12 protein-coding genes are annotated in these 14,638 nt (G+C 36.8%); 6 read left to right on the top strand and 6 right to left on the bottom strand.

All coding sequences use genetic code 11. The annotated features are described in order from the left end of the window. The first annotated feature begins 502 nt into the window (after window positions 1–502). A complete protein-coding gene (locus tag GVN22_RS02855) occupies window positions 503–1,000 on the top strand; it encodes a YdcF family protein (protein WP_166549573.1) in 498 nt (165 codons plus the stop codon). Between the two features lie 57 nt (window positions 1,001–1,057). On the opposite strand, the gene GVN22_RS02860 is transcribed toward GVN22_RS02855, so the two are convergent. Further along, entirely contained in the window at window positions 1,058–1,654 is a 597-nt protein-coding gene (locus tag GVN22_RS02860) for a hypothetical protein (RefSeq protein WP_166549574.1), read from the bottom strand. A gap of 119 nt (window positions 1,655–1,773) precedes the next feature. Next, window positions 1,774–2,310, bottom strand: a complete 537-nt coding sequence (locus GVN22_RS02865) for a DinB family protein (RefSeq protein WP_166549575.1) — start codon at window positions 2,308–2,310, stop codon at window positions 1,774–1,776. Between the two features lie 96 nt (window positions 2,311–2,406). Between GVN22_RS02865 and GVN22_RS02870 the strand changes: the two genes are divergently transcribed. After that, the gene (locus GVN22_RS02870) at window positions 2,407–2,640 is read left to right on the top strand and encodes a DUF2905 domain-containing protein (RefSeq protein WP_166549576.1); all 234 of its coding nucleotides are present in this window, start codon (window positions 2,407–2,409) and stop codon (window positions 2,638–2,640) included. Between the two features lie 45 nt (window positions 2,641–2,685). Here GVN22_RS02870 and GVN22_RS02875 read toward each other — a convergent pair whose 3' ends face one another. The 3 genes from GVN22_RS02875 to GVN22_RS02885 form a co-directional block, all read right to left on the bottom strand. Then, complete coding sequence (locus GVN22_RS02875) at window positions 2,686–4,770, bottom strand: cytochrome c biogenesis protein CcdA (RefSeq protein ID WP_166549577.1); 2,085 nt, start codon at window positions 4,768–4,770, stop codon at window positions 2,686–2,688. A gap of 190 nt (window positions 4,771–4,960) precedes the next feature. Next, window positions 4,961–5,503: a DUF2911 domain-containing protein gene (locus GVN22_RS02880; RefSeq protein ID WP_166549578.1), complete on the bottom strand. Its 543-nt coding sequence runs from the start codon at window positions 5,501–5,503 to the stop codon at window positions 4,961–4,963. 143 nt (window positions 5,504–5,646) lie between these two features. After that, the gene (locus GVN22_RS02885) at window positions 5,647–6,219 is read right to left on the bottom strand and encodes an acyl-CoA thioesterase (protein WP_166549579.1); all 573 of its coding nucleotides are present in this window, start codon (window positions 6,217–6,219) and stop codon (window positions 5,647–5,649) included. 304 nt (window positions 6,220–6,523) lie between these two features. Between GVN22_RS02885 and GVN22_RS02890 the strand changes: the two genes are divergently transcribed. Together GVN22_RS02890 and GVN22_RS02895 are read left to right on the top strand one after the other, a co-directional pair. Further along, window positions 6,524–8,422 (top strand): NADH-quinone oxidoreductase subunit L, encoded by a 1,899-nt coding sequence (locus tag GVN22_RS02890; protein WP_166549580.1) that lies wholly within the window; start codon window positions 6,524–6,526, stop codon window positions 8,420–8,422. A gap of 51 nt (window positions 8,423–8,473) precedes the next feature. After that, window positions 8,474–10,132 (top strand): NuoM family protein, encoded by a 1,659-nt coding sequence (locus GVN22_RS02895; protein WP_166549581.1) that lies wholly within the window; start codon window positions 8,474–8,476, stop codon window positions 10,130–10,132. Window positions 10,133–10,156: 24 nt separating this feature from the next. Here the strand turns inward: GVN22_RS02895 and GVN22_RS02900 are convergent, their stop codons facing one another. Further along, window positions 10,157–11,182: a sensor histidine kinase gene (locus GVN22_RS02900; RefSeq protein ID WP_166549582.1), complete on the bottom strand. Its 1,026-nt coding sequence runs from the start codon at window positions 11,180–11,182 to the stop codon at window positions 10,157–10,159. 79 nt (window positions 11,183–11,261) lie between these two features. Here GVN22_RS02900 and GVN22_RS02905 point away from each other — a divergent pair, with 79 nt between their 5' ends. Further along, complete coding sequence (locus GVN22_RS02905) at window positions 11,262–12,761, top strand: NADH-quinone oxidoreductase subunit N (protein ID WP_205690771.1); 1,500 nt, start codon at window positions 11,262–11,264, stop codon at window positions 12,759–12,761. A gap of 118 nt (window positions 12,762–12,879) precedes the next feature. Then, on the top strand, window positions 12,880–14,619 hold the full coding sequence (locus GVN22_RS02910; protein WP_166549583.1) for a M3 family oligoendopeptidase: 1,740 nt from the start codon (window positions 12,880–12,882) through the stop codon (window positions 14,617–14,619). The last annotated feature ends 19 nt before the right edge of the window (window positions 14,620–14,638 follow it).

Consider the following 14,638-nt stretch of genomic DNA (forward strand, 5'->3'; position numbering starts at 1 on the left):
GAACAGAGCAGTTAAGCCCAGTACCGTTGATGATACTGCAATCAAATGCGGGAAAGTAAAAAAGCTCCAAAATATTACAAATTAGAATAGAAGCCACTCCAAAAGAGTGGCTTTTTTCGTTTTACAAGACTCAATACTGTTGATGATACTGCAGGCTGCGTGCTACTGAATATGCATCTCAATCTTGAGATATAGTAAAAAGCTCCCAAATAGTATAAATGAAGATGAAACATAAGTCATCCCGAATTTTTAGGATTGGGATTATTCTCCAAGTTTTTTGATGTTACAACGCTAGATATGACTTGCCTTAAGACGCAATCATTGTGTCTCTACTGATGGAATACATATTTTTACAGAATCACTCACTCGCTAAATTCGGGATGACTCATGTTTTTGGGTTGGGAGACTATCATTAGAATAGGTTCACTATTTACGTTTTAAAGATAGTTTATCTGTTATTCAATAATTTTAGGTTACTTTTATGCTTAAATGCTTATTTGTTATGAATAAATTATTGATTATCTGTGCAGCTTCGAATACATCTGATGGTGAATTATCTCATATTGCGTTAGATAGACTTTTGACAGCACTTCAATTTTTGAAAAATAATCCCTCCTTTCATATTTTATGTACTGGTGGATTTGGGGAGGCTTTTAATACAAGTGACTATGCTCATGCACAACTTATGCAAAATTTTCTTTTAGAGCATGGAATAGCTCATGAGAGCTTTGTAGAGTTTGTGTTAGGAGAAAATCTTTTGGAAGACATTCAATTAACAAGAAGAGTACTTTCAAGATATTCACCTGAAGTTGTGGCTGTAATTACGTCAGATTATCAAATGGAGAGGGTTCGTTTATCATTTGAACTATATTGTTCGTATCCTAATATGATTTTCATCGAAGCAAAATCTAGTATTTTTGAAGATGAATTAGAACGATTAAAGCGACAAGAATCTCAAGGTGTCAATCGACTTAAAATGATGCTGAGAGCGTCTCAATAAATCACAAAATCCGCTAGTTTTATTCTAAAAACTAGCGGATTTTGTGATTTATGCCTATTATAGCCCTATCTGAGTAAGTGCTGTCTTTGCCATCTGCTCAATTGCTTCTTCAAGGTCATATTCTGGGCCATTTTGCTCAAAATAGTAATTATCGATGTTTTCTTTAAAGATTGGGACAGACCAAGCGTTTTGGATAATTGTTATCTCATAAAAAGCTTTTTTTATAGAAGAAAGCATTTTACTTAAAATAAAGAAATGTCCAACTTCAAACCGATCAAAAAGAATCTCGATATTCAAGCCAAGTCTTGATTGTGTATTTATTTTTTGTGTAATACAATAACTTACTGGAACAAATTGGTACAATTCGAGATACTTTGTATAGAATGTTTTATATTGATTTAATACCTCAACAGAGATATTACTCATTCCTTCTGAAACAAGCTGTGTTGTGATTTGAAGATTTCGCCGGTCAAAAGGCAACGCATTTTTGGATAAATACTTTTCATAATCATTGATGAAAAATCCAACTAACCAGGCATGAAGTATTTCAATTTGGGTGTTCGAATAATGCGTTTTTTCTAAAACCCCATCAATTCCTAAAATAGTATTAATTGTTTGATGGAGTTTTTGTTCATATAGTGCAATAGAATCCATTTTTAACGGTAAGAAAATATTTGCTTATGATATGATAGGTTCATATATCAAATCACAATGATACGGTATGGAAATTTATCCTCCAAATACCCTACCAAAACAAAGCGGTAAAGGAGAAATTAGTTTTTAGCAATATCAAGAAAAGTATCTATCCGAGCTTTTTGCAATAAATGATGTCTAAAATGCTGCTCGTTGAGCCAAAACCATTCGTGGGCATCTAACCAACCAAATGCTGGCTGAAGACATTTATATTCTCCAGTATCTAAAGGAATTCGTTCGGCAAGTATCTTTCCTTCAGCTATGATTTGATCAAGAAGGTCAAGATATTTATGTTGTTCTTGAGCAACAGGTTCTGGACCTTTGAGAGCATCTGGGATTTTTAGTTTGGCTGGAGGAAAACTATTATACTTAAATTGTTTTTCGCCATAAATATTTTTATCTCCGCCGATTTGCCCTTTGCGTTGCTCGAGACAATATGTAACCCTTTTGTAAAAAAAATAGAGTGCTGACATGCACACATGTTCGTACATTTGCCCAATAGACCATTCTTCATCGTTTGGCTTTGTCACAAATTGCTCAGGAGAATATTCTAAAAGGGATTTTTTATAATACTCAACACTTTTTTCGAGTGCTGATTGAATTTCGTTAGCTTGCATAATGATCGTTAAATAAAGGTTTTATTTTAGCAGGAAGTAAATACGCTCAAATGTAGGAATATTCTATTTGAAAAAGATATTCAATTTATCAAATATATGAATGCAAACTTAGGAAAACTCATTATGCTGGTAGGTGTTGTACTGGTGATAGGCGGGGCTGCAATTTACTTTTTAGCAGATAAAATAGATCGTTGGAATTGGTTGGGGAATTTGCCTGGAGATATTCGAATAGAAAAAGAAAATTTTAAGTTATTTGCCCCTATAACAACCTCTATTCTTTTGACAATTATTCTGAACTTATTGATATGGTTATTTAAGAAACTTAGTTGAGGTAAGCAAAAAAGGGATGCTAACAATAGCATCCCTTTTTTGTTATTATTTCTTGTTAAACTTTGCTTTGCCATCTTCTAAGAACTTGATAAACTCTTCAATATTCTCATTATAGGCTCTTGGTTTTACCAGTGTTTTTGAGTCATTATTAGGGTCGACTAGACAATAGTATGGTTGAGCATTTCCGTTGAATCGAGTGATTTCAAAATCAAGATTCTGGTCACCAATTGTAGTTTTTTCCAAACCGTCATCTTTGGATTTATACCATTCTGATTTTGGAAGTTCTGTTTTATCATCCACATATAAGGCCACTAATACATAGTCGTTTTCAATGCGTTTTTTCACTTCTGGATTAGACCATACTGCTGCTTCCATTTTACGACAGTTTACACAGCCGTGACCTGTAAAATCGATAAATAATGGTTTATTGACTTGTTTGGCATAAGCTGCTGCTTCTTTATAGTCAAAGAAACCGTGAAGCCCTAAAGGCAATTTTAGAAATTCATCATATTTTACTTTCTTCGGAAAATTCGGATCAGTATTAGATGATGTCGCTACTGAACTACTTTCTCCACCAATAACAAAATCCTGCGTTTCCATTGGAGGCAACCAGCCTGAAAGAGCCTTGAGTGGTGCTCCAAACATACCCGGAATCATATATACTACAAATGTCAATACGGCAATAGCTAACAAAGTACGAGGTACTGAGACTTTGTCTAATTTACTATCGTGTGGCATTTGGATTTTACCTAATAAATAAAGTCCTATTAATGAGAAAATCACAATCCAAGCTGCAAGGTACACCTCGCGGTCGAGGATATGCCAGTGATAAGTTTGGTCAGCAGTACTTAAAAATTTCAAGGCCAATGCTAATTCAAGGAAGCCTAAAATCACTTTTACTGAGTTCATCCAACCACCCGATTTAGGAAGGTTTTGTAACCAGTTTGGAAAAATGGCAAATAAGGTAAACGGTATAGCAAAAGCTAATCCGAAACCAAACATACCAATAATAGGGCGAAGAATTTGACCTTGTGAACCGAGACTCAAAATCGTACCAGCAACAGGACCTGTACAAGAAAACGATACTAATACCAAAGTGAAAGCCATGAAGAAGATTCCTCCAATACCACCACGGTCTGATTGTGCATCGATTTTATTGACAAATGAAGAAGGAAGAACGATTTCGAACCAACCTAAGAATGATACCCCAAAAACTACAAATACGACAAAAAATAGCATATTTGGAATCCAGTGCGTACTAATGAAGTTAGGTGCTGCTTGTCCAAAAGCATAAGCGATGATTGTTCCGAATAGTACATAGATGGCAATGATAAAAAAGCCATATAAAAGCGCTTTCTGAAGTCCACCTTTTTGCTTTGTGAAATAAGAAACGGTCATTGGAATCAAAGGATACACACAAGGTGTCAAAAGAGCAACAAATCCACCTCCTAGAGCCAATAAGAAAAAGCCCCAAAGTGATGTTTCTTCTGGTTTTTCTTCGTCACTTGCCGTAAGGGCATCGCCTGAAACAGCGCTAGAATCTGACACTACAGAATCTGTAGGCACAACGGCTGCTGAGTCAGCCTTTAACTTGGCTGCTTCTTCTACCGCTTTTAGCGAATCAAGATTAGGTTTTTTATCGTCAGTTTTTTTAGCTGCAGCGCTTTGTGCTTCAATCAAAAATGCTCCTTTGATAGGTACACACATACCTGTTACATCTGAACAAGACTGACTGTCATAGGCACCATCGATATTGATTTTATCTTTTAGAATTTTTACCGTTTGGCGAAACTCTGCTTTACCTTTAAAATAACTGTATTCACCATTCCAGATTTCCTTATCGAATTTTCTAGAAGGATTAATCGCTTTTAGACTACCTACTGTTTCATAAGAATCGTTTGGCGTAAACTTGATCGTTGTTACGGTAGGTCCTAAGTCTGGATCAAAGTCGGAAGAATAGAGATACCAGTCTTTTTGGATAGAAACAGTGAAAATAACGTCGACAGTTTCGCCTACTTCTGGGTTGGGCTTTGACAAAGACCAAGTCCATTTGGCAGGATTAACTTTCTGAGCGAAGCTGATTGTTGAAAGGGTTAATAACAACAAAATACTTGATAGTAACTTCTTCATGATTGGGGTTTAAGATATTCTTAGTTTGTAAAGCATTAACGAAAGTATTCCTATGTTAGTTTCTTTCCCTAGTAAACATTGTTGGTAGATGAAATTAAAATCAGAAGAAATGTTAGTGGCTTTAAATAAAAGTAAACGACTAACTTCTAGGACAGACTGTAAGGTGTTATCGTTGCTTTAGGGTAAATTATTACTGAATTCTGATTGGTACCACCACTTCGACTTTGTCCCAGCGAAGCAACATATCTGCACCATTACCTTGTTCGTTAAAATCGATATAGAATTTTTCAACAGAGTCCGATTTATTAATGGCTGCAGCAGGTGCATGAAGAATGTCTCTTGTAGGGTCATAAGATAATCCCCATTGTCCTACTTCTTCATTAATAATAATTGTCCAAACGTCTTTTTCTGGAATCGTAAACAAGGTATAACTTCCAGCTTTGAGAGGCTTGCCCGAGATAAGGACATCTTTGTTGAAAGTAATAACTGTAGCTTCGTTGGCACCAGTGCGCCACCATTTGCCGTAAGGAACAAGCGCTTTGGAATTTTGAGGACCAAAAATAAGGCGTCCTTTTTTGGCTGGTTGGCAGTAGTCGACATTGATTTCTAAACCATTATGTGAAAAGTCTGCAGTGTCGGATGGACTGAAAGATTTGGTATAGAAACGCATTCCGACGAAACCGATAGCGAGTAACGCAAGAAGTACTAAGACTATGCGAAGTAGTTTAATCATTGAGAAAGATTGTGCCATTATTAAAGAATGATAGTCTATTGAATAAGGTATTGAGCAGCGCAAATACAGTTCGCAAGATAACATATTTTATGACACATCACAAAAGAATAGCTTTTCACAAAAGTGAAAAGCTATTCAAGTTTTTACCAGAGACTTTCCATATCGCGGTCTCTTTTCACAATACACCTTTCGTTTTGTAAAAGGTATAGATTTTGGTCAATATCGATACTTGTTTTAGCATCATCTAATAAGCCTTTATAGGCATTTTTAATTTCCTTTCTTCTGATTGCTTCCAAAAATCGTCGGATGTCATCATCAGATTCAAGAATCAAGCCTGGAACCTCCGTAGGTTTGCCATCTTCATCTTTGGCAACCATCGTAAAATAGGAAGTATTAGTATGTTTTACTTCTTGTGATTTGATATTTTCGGCAATGACTCTAATACCAATAATCAACGACGAACGTCCTACGTAGTTAATAGAGGCATGTAATGAAACCAACTCACCCACTTCAACTGGTTTTTTGAATTCCACGTTGTCGACCGAAACCGTGACAACATAGGTCCCTGCGTGCTTGGCTGCACAGGCATAAGCCACTTTGTCCATCAATGACAATAAAATTCCTCCGTGGATTTTCCCCCCAAAGTTCGCGTACGAAGGAATCATTAATTCGGTAATTGTTGTTCTTGAAGAGTTAACAGATTTTGCGTTTTCCATGAATTTCGTGGTTGAGCTTGAGTGATGAACGACCTCTTTGACAGTTTTGTTTGAACCACCTTATATTGTAAAAGGTTGTATAATCAAATACCTCCCTTAGAATCGTTGCTCAGGGACTACAAGCTGAAAGCTAAGTACATAATTTTTTTAAGTCCACAAACTTAGTAGATTTTATGTCAAAACAATTAGGCTTAATTGAAAATAGACACGTATATTTGCGTAAAAATAGAAATTTTCCAAGAAAATGAGTATAAAACCTTGAATATCTTGGTTTTGAACAGCTTATGATAGAAATTATTACAGAATGACTCCTGCAACTCTCTTTTGGTTTATACTACTGACTCCACTAGCAGGATTTGCTATCTCGTTGGGACTTGGCAAGAGTCGCAAAGATATTGTTGGGTGGATTACCTCGGGGCTGTCAGTATTAAACCTTTTGCTTACTATAGGGCTTAGTAGGAGTGTGGCTTTGCCAACCAACCTACGTGTCGAATGGTTTAAGATAGGACAAATAGATTTTGTGTTTGGATTCCTATTCGACTCAAAAGCATTGATGATGCTTTTGTTGGTCAATTTCATTGCCTTCTTAGTGCAAATTTTCTCTATGGAATACATGGAGAATGACCCTGCCAAACATCGTTATTTTGCTTTTCTCCAATTATTTGTTTTCTCAATGCTGGGTATTATCCTGACCGACAATTTGTTGGGGATATATGCTTTTTGGGAATTGGTTGGATTGAGCTCATATCTTTTGATTGGGTTTTGGTATCAAAAAACATCTGCAACACAAGCTGCCAAAAAAGCCTTTTTAGTGAATCGTGTGGGAGATTTGGGCTTCTTGCTCGGTATTTTTATGGTATATCACTATTGGGGAAGTTTGAGTTTTGCGGTATTAGGACAAACTCCTGCTAACTTGACTCCTGAAGTAGCTAAGATAACAGGCTTGCTTTTGTTTTGTGGTTGTGTGGGTAAATCAGCGCAGTTTCCGTTGCATACTTGGCTTCCTGATGCGATGGAAGGACCTACGCCAGTATCAGCATTGATTCACGCAGCGACGATGGTGGCTGCTGGGATTTTCCTATTGGCACGCGTACAACCTGTTTTTACTGATGTAGCGTTTATGGTAATAGCAGGAATTGGTTGTACAACTATGTTGCTAGGGTCGATATATGCGATTTTTCAAACTGATATAAAAAAGACCTTGGCGTATTCGACTATCTCTCAGTTGGGATTGATGTTGATTGGTTTGGGTACTGCTACGTCTTTATTTCATTTACTAACCCATGCGTTTTTCAAAGCTGGTTTGTTCTTAGCTGCTGGGTCGGTAATTCACGCTCTTCATCATGCTTCGCACCATCATGATTTTGATGCTCAGGATATGCGATTAATGGGAGGTTTGAGAAAAAAACTTCCTGTAACGTTTATCACTTTTATCATCTTTGCCGCTTCGTTGGCTGGTTTGCCATTGTTTTCAGGTTTTTTGTCTAAAGATGCTATTCTCGCCAATTTATTTCATTTGGCAGAAATGAACAGTTACTTCAAAATCATTGGTATTTTTACTTTTGTAGGAATCGTGATGACGGCCTTTTATATGTTCAGACAAGTATGGCAAGTATTTATGGGCGAATTTCGTGCAGAAAATGTGCCTTTTGAGCATATTCATGAGGGGTCTTTCAAAATAACGTGGCCTTTGATTTTACTAGCCATATTATCATTGGGAATTGTGTTTGCGATGAATCCATTTCATGCTGACCATGCTTGGTTTTGGCACTTTATAGATAATGGCTTTCATTTACCAACTTCTTCGTGGATTGGCTATGCCTCTGTAGCAAGTGCTGGTTTGGGAATTGTTTTAGGATACTTGACTCGAAATAGAACTTTTGATATTCAGGTACCAACTTTTGATAATTTGTATCACTGGCTTTTTGTAAAAACTACGATGTTATTGGCAAGGTTTTTTCAATATGCCGATACCAACTGGGTTGATGGATGGGTAAACCAGCTGGCTTTTGCTCAAAAAACAATCGCTCGTGCTGTGTCTTGGGTCGATACCAAAATTGTTGATGGTGGTGTTGGATTTGTAGTTCGTTGGATTGGAATCATTGGTAAAATGACACGAGCAGTACAAAATGGTAAAGTGCAACTCTATGTATTTGCAGCATTAATGGGATTATTAGGCTTAATATTTTTCTTTATATATTAATTCAATTCGTCGATAGCAACGAATCGTTGAGGCGAGGAAAAAACAGTTACGATGTCAGTACTTTCATTACTTATATTTTTACCCATTGCTTTTTCAGTAGTAATTCTGTTATTACCTGAAAATCTCAAAGGATATTTCAAATGGATTACCGTTGGCGTAACTGCCGTGGAATTTCTTTTGAGTATATGGGTTTATCTACAATTTGACCAACATACAGAAGGGTTTCAATTTTTAGTACAAAAAGACTGGATTACCCTGCCGTTGGGAAGTTTGGGTGTGGCCTCGATTGATTACTTGATTGGGGTTGATGGTATTAGTATGCCCATGATTTTGCTGACGGGATTGGTAATGTTTATCGGCTCAATTTCGTCTTTTGAGATTGGACAAAAAGAAAAAGCGTATTACGCCCTCTATTTGCTTTTGACTGGCTCGGTAATAGGCTGTTTTGTCGCCTTGGATATGTTCCTATTCTACCTATTTTTTGAGTTTATGTTGTTACCAATGTATTTCTTGATAGGTATTTGGGGTGGACCTCGCAAAGAATATGCTTCTATCAAATTCTTTATTTACACCTTGGTAGGCTCATTATTTATTTTGGTAGTCATGATTGGTTTGTATTTATCAGCAATCGATCCAGTTGAGACGGCCTTACAAACGGGTTTGATTAGTGAGTTGGAGCAAGTGACACCAAATTTGATTTCTGAGATTCAGCGTTTGTTAGCAGAGGGACGTCTTCCATCCGAACAATTGGTACATACTTTTGACTTAAGGTTTTTGCCTGACCCGAATAATTTCTTGCCAGAATCATGGTTGCATGTTTTCTCAAATATTAGCATTGCAGGAATGGGCTTGCGCAACTGGGCTTTTATATTTCTTTTAATTGGTTTTGGGATAAAATTACCTGCCGTACCCGTACATACATGGTTGCCTGATGCCCACGTAGAAGCGCCAACGCCTGTGTCGGTAGTGCTAGCAGGTATTCTGTTGAAAATCGGTGGATATGGGCTTTTACGAATTGCCTATCCTATTTTTCCTGAGGCTGGCAGTGAACTAGCTTTTGTCATAGCGATTGTAGGAGTTGTGTCTATTTTGTATGGAGCTTATAATGCTTTGGCGATGAATGACCTCAAAAAACTCATTGCATACTCGTCGGTTTCGCACATGGGCTTTGTATTATTAGGAATAGCCTCACTGACAAGCGAAGGAATTAATGGTGCTGTATTCCAGATGTTTTCGCATGGCATTCTTTCGGCTATGTTGTTTGTGCTAGTAGGGGTTTTGTACAGTCGCACACACGATCGTCGTATCAATAGCTATCAAGGATTGGCCTCTAAAATGCCAGTTTACACAGCTCTTACAGCTGTAGCGTTTTTTGCTTCGTTGGGCTTACCAGCATTCTCTGGTTTTATTGGTGAGTTTTTTACCTTGATAGGAGGCTTTAATAGTTTATATTTCCCAAAATGGGTTACTGGACTTGGTGTATTAGGATTAGTTTTGGGAGCTGGATATTTCCTTTGGACATTACAGAGAATGTTTTTTGGAAAATTTTGGTCAAGATATGAAGAGTCTGTATTGTCAGATTTGAATACAAGAGAAAAGCTTATGCTTTTCCCTTTGGCGATTTTAGCTTTAATTTTGGGGATATTCCCTAACTTGGTTTTTGATGTGTCAAACCAAGCTGTAAATGAGTTGATAAAGCTTTTTGTATAGTATTTAATCATCTTATACAAAAACCTAGAATGGCATTATGATCGTGGCTAAGACATTATCATCTTCGTTGGTGATTGAAAAAGAAGCTTTACTGCCATAATGCAATTCAAGACGTTTTCGTAGGTTATCCAAACCAATACCATTAGCACTTGTTTTAGGTTGTGGATTATATTGCCCCGTATTACGAACTTTGATGATTACATCGTGACCAAGGGTGTTAATATCTATTTGAATAAGACCTCCGTTTTTGGTTTTGGCTATACCATGCTTAACCGCATTTTCGATAAGTGTATTCAAAGACATCGAAATGATTAGAATGTCATCAATATTTTCTTGAACATGAAATTCATAGCGAAGACGGTTATCAAAACGAACTTTTTCGAGTGCTAAATAATCTTGGGCTAATTTAATCTCTTCACTAAGCATCGCTTTTTGTTGGTCTCCAAGGTTGAGCGACAGACGAAGTAAATCAGAAAGTTGCATAATAGCATCACGAGCCTGACGGCTATCGCTGATAGTAAGCGCTTTAATGCTATTGAGTGCGTTGAACAAAAAGTGAGGATTAAGTTGTTTTTTGAGGTTTTCAAGTTCAACGACTTTGAGCATTTTCTCGGCAGCCAAAATTCTTTGTCTGCGACTTTCGTGAACTTGCACAAATCGATAAAGATGATAAAATAGAAACCACGGAATCACAAGCCAGATATTATCAAAAACAAAGAAGATACAATCCATAGCATCGATTTCTCCATGTAAGTATCTACTGCGATTAAAAAAGATAAAATCGGTTAGGGCAAAACAAGTTCCAATCGTCAAACTTCCAAGAAGGGGAAAGACGATAAACTGACGTGAGGTAAAATTTTCGGGGTCATAACTTTCATGAATGTAGTTGTAAAGATGACTAATACCCATTCCTAATATCATATAGGTACAAACATAGATTAGTCTATACATGGGAGTTTCGTCGGCTAGTCCACTATACTTCAGCGAGGTAAGTGTGATAAAAGACCAACTCATAATCTGTATTATCCAATAAAATGCGTTTCTCTTCATGGTTATCAATTAGCTCTGATGAGTAAATATAAACAAAAACAAACAAAGGCGGAAATTTGATTTTCTGTGTAGAATTAAGATGACAAACATTTTGGACTTAAAACAGCAGCTTTTACAAATCCTGAACAGCTTTGGTGTTATTACACCCGAAGCGTTTTTGGCAGGTGTTTTTGTTGTATTTATTATTGCTGATTTAGTTGTAACCAAACAGTCCTCAAAACTTGTTGCTTCTACAGTCTCAACTTCAAATTTTACCGTAGCAGGCATAATCGTTTTATTAATTAATTTGTATCAAGTAATAGACCAATTTGCGACTATTAATGATACTTTTTTATTTGATAAAATGCTTTTTATTGATGCCAAAGCTATTTTCTTTAAAGCATTGATAAGTATTTCAGGAATCTTGATGCTTTTGCACATACATATCAATAAGTATCAATTTCCCAACGAGTTTTATGCTATTGCTATAGCTATGATTATCGCTTTACAATTGATGACCATGTCTGTCAATTTGCTGATGATTTATCTAGCGATAGAAATGGTATCCCTACTTTCTTATATCTTGACAACCATCAATAAAGATAAAGTTGGTGCAGAAGGCGGTATCAAATATCTTATTTTTGGCGCTACCTCTTCAGCGATTATGTTGTACGGAATGTCATTATTGTATGGCATGACGGGAACGTTGTCTATTACTTCACCTGATTTTAGTAGAGGTCTCACACAAGTAGACGAATTGGCTACCACCGTGGCAGTTGTGATGACTATCTCAGGATTTTTGTTTAAGCTTTCAGCTACTCCTTTTCATATTTGGACGCCAGATACCTATCAGGCTGCTCCAATGCCGATAGTTGCCTTTTTTTCGGTCGCTCCCAAAGTGGCTACGATGTTGGTGGCGTTACGATTTTATATGGCAGTTCCCAACGACCTACGACTCGTTACAGGTGTGATAGCTTTGGCTACGATTACGTTTGGTAATTTTTCGGCGCTATGGCAAAACAAAGCCAAGCGATTATTGGCCTATTCTACCATTGCCCATTCAGGTTTTTTGTTGATAGGCTTGATGGCGTTATCTGAGCTCAGTGTTAAAAGTTTAGTGTTTTATTTGGTAACGTATCTCTTTGCCAACTTCGCAGCATTTTACTTGGTTGATTTATTAGCGATTTATCTAGGAACAAAGAACGATTTTGAGATAGTGCAAATTAAGGGTTTAGGTCGAAAAAATCCTGCACTTGGTGTATTATTATTAATTACGTTGGTATCTCTTGCTGGACTTCCTCCAACGGCAGGTTTCTTCGCTAAATTTAATATCTTTTCAGCACTTTGGGAAGCTTATCAAACAGCAGATACGCAAAAGCATATTCTTTTGCTTTTATTTATTTTTGGATTATTTAACACTGCAATTTCTTTGTTTTTTTATCTTAAAATACCCTTTTATTTATTTTTCAAAAACGCTGAAACCGAGTTTGATACATCTCTTTCTACAACTCAATATATATTAGCAAGCGCTCTATGTTTGCCTTTGTTAGGATTCTTCTTTAAGGCAGATTGGTTGATGAATCTGATTGCTTTGTTGTAGAAAGTTTATTAGTTTAGAGGATAGCAACTACAGTAGGCAACCCGAATAAAGGTATATTATGTCTTGAAACGACCTATCGTTAAACGCTAACTTAGCATAACAATCTTAATCTATTATTATGACTGCGACTATATCGACTACTCCTCCTGTACGTACTTTTCTTGGAGATACTTTTGAATTAACTAACGTAGAAAGCGTAAAGCCATTTTATGATAATTTGGTAGAACGTCCCATTGATACACTTGAAGAATTTAGAAAATTCTTGAAAGATCGCTCTGAGCTAGAAAGTTATCTTTCAGAAAACTTTGCTTGGCGCTATATCAAAATGACTTGCGATACTACTGATAAAGAAGTAAAAGCACATTTTGATCAGTTCGTGACCGAAATCCAACCCGAGCTGGCAAATTATGATGATACGCTTAATAAAAAGACGCTAGAAAGTCCTTTTTTAGATATTTTGACATCTGAAGGAGACGACGCTGAAGCATTTAATATTACTTTTAGAGGAATCAAAAAAGCTACTGAAATATTCAGAACTGAGAATATTAGCCTTTTTACAGAAGTCCAAAACCTCTCTAGCGAATACCAAGGCACAGTGGGTGTAATGACTGTTGAGATAGATGGTCAGACTAAAACTTTGCAACAAGCGGGTGTATTTTTGGAAAATGCTGACAGAGCTATTCGTGAAATGGCTTATCGCAAAATCCAAGAACGTCGTATTCAAGATCGTGACAAATTGGATGAAGTTTTCAATAAACTTAAAACCGTTCGTCATCAGATTGCACTGAATGCGGGTTTTGAAAACTTCCGCGATTATTCTTTTGCTTCATTAAAGCGCTTTGACTACACTCCAAAAGAATGCTTCGATTTTCATGAAGCTGTAGCAGAAACAGTTGTGCCAATCTTGAATCAATTGGCAGAGGAACGCAAAGCAACGCTAGGATTAGATTCATTACGTCCTTGGGACAAAGGTGTCGACGTAAAAGGACGTCCAGCTTTGCATCCGTTCAATGGAGGTGAAGATTTGCTTAATAAAACTATCGATTGCTTTAATCTTCTCGATCCATTCTTAGGTGAATGTTTGACCTTGATGAAACAAATGGGTCGCTTAGATTTGGAATCAAGAGTTGGTAAAGCACCAGGAGGATACAATTATCCTTTAGAAGAAACGGGTTTCCCATTTATTTTCATGAACGCTTCATCGTTGATGCGCGATGTGATTACCTTGTTACATGAGGGTGGACATGCCGTTCATTCGATTGTAACTAAAGATTTAGCCCTAAATACCTTCCGTAATTTTCCGTCAGAGGTAGCAGAGTTAGCCTCGATGTCGATGGAGTTGATTACGATGGATTACTGGCATGTGTATTTTGATAATGAGGAAGAATTGCGTCGTGCAAAGATTCAACATTTAGAGGATATTTTGAGTACTTTGCCGTGGGTAGCTACTGTGGATAAATTCCAACATTGGATTTATGAAAATCCAACTCATACCACAGAAGAGCGTACACAAGCATGGCTTCGTATTTATGAACAGTTTGCAGATTCGATTACAGACTGGTCTGGTTTGGAAACCTTCAAATCGAGTATGTGGCATCGTCAATTACATATATTCGAATTGCCTTTCTATTATATCGAATATGGTATTGCGCAGCTGGGTGCTATCGGCGTGTGGAAAAACTACAAAGAAAATCCACAAAAAGGTTTAGAAGGCTACTTGAATGCGTTGAAGCTGGGATATACTAAACCAATGGCATCGGTCTACAATGCGGCAAATATTCCATTTGATTTTTCAAAAGAGCATATTGCTTCATTGATGACATTTTTGCAAGGTGAATTAAATGCACTAAAAAACTAAAAAATACTAAATGTCATAA

The sequence above is a fragment of the Cellulophaga sp. BC115SP genome (assembly GCF_009905545.1).
Lineage (GTDB): Bacteria > Bacteroidota > Bacteroidia > Cytophagales > Spirosomataceae > Flectobacillus > Flectobacillus rivi.

Excerpts from the sequence above, each read along its gene's own strand:
- GVN22_RS02855 (WP_166549573.1), top strand. The coding sequence starts at position 503 with ATGAATAAATTATTGATTATCTGTGCAGCTTCGAATACATCTGATGGT.
- GVN22_RS02860 (WP_166549574.1), bottom strand. The coding sequence starts at position 1,654 with ATGGATTCTATTGCACTATATGAACAAAAACTCCATCAAACAATTAAT.
- GVN22_RS02865 (WP_166549575.1), bottom strand. The coding sequence starts at position 2,310 with ATGCAAGCTAACGAAATTCAATCAGCACTCGAAAAAAGTGTTGAGTAT.
- GVN22_RS02870 (WP_166549576.1), top strand. The coding sequence starts at position 2,407 with ATGAATGCAAACTTAGGAAAACTCATTATGCTGGTAGGTGTTGTACTG.
- GVN22_RS02875 (WP_166549577.1), bottom strand. The coding sequence starts at position 4,770 with ATGAAGAAGTTACTATCAAGTATTTTGTTGTTATTAACCCTTTCAACA.
- GVN22_RS02880 (WP_166549578.1), bottom strand. The coding sequence starts at position 5,503 with ATGATTAAACTACTTCGCATAGTCTTAGTACTTCTTGCGTTACTCGCT.
- GVN22_RS02885 (WP_166549579.1), bottom strand. The coding sequence starts at position 6,219 with ATGGAAAACGCAAAATCTGTTAACTCTTCAAGAACAACAATTACCGAA.
- GVN22_RS02890 (WP_166549580.1), top strand. The coding sequence starts at position 6,524 with ATGACTCCTGCAACTCTCTTTTGGTTTATACTACTGACTCCACTAGCA.
- GVN22_RS02895 (WP_166549581.1), top strand. The coding sequence starts at position 8,474 with ATGTCAGTACTTTCATTACTTATATTTTTACCCATTGCTTTTTCAGTA.
- GVN22_RS02900 (WP_166549582.1), bottom strand. The coding sequence starts at position 11,182 with ATGAAGAGAAACGCATTTTATTGGATAATACAGATTATGAGTTGGTCT.
- GVN22_RS02905 (WP_205690771.1), top strand. The coding sequence starts at position 11,262 with ATGACAAACATTTTGGACTTAAAACAGCAGCTTTTACAAATCCTGAAC.
- GVN22_RS02910 (WP_166549583.1), top strand. The coding sequence starts at position 12,880 with ATGACTGCGACTATATCGACTACTCCTCCTGTACGTACTTTTCTTGGA.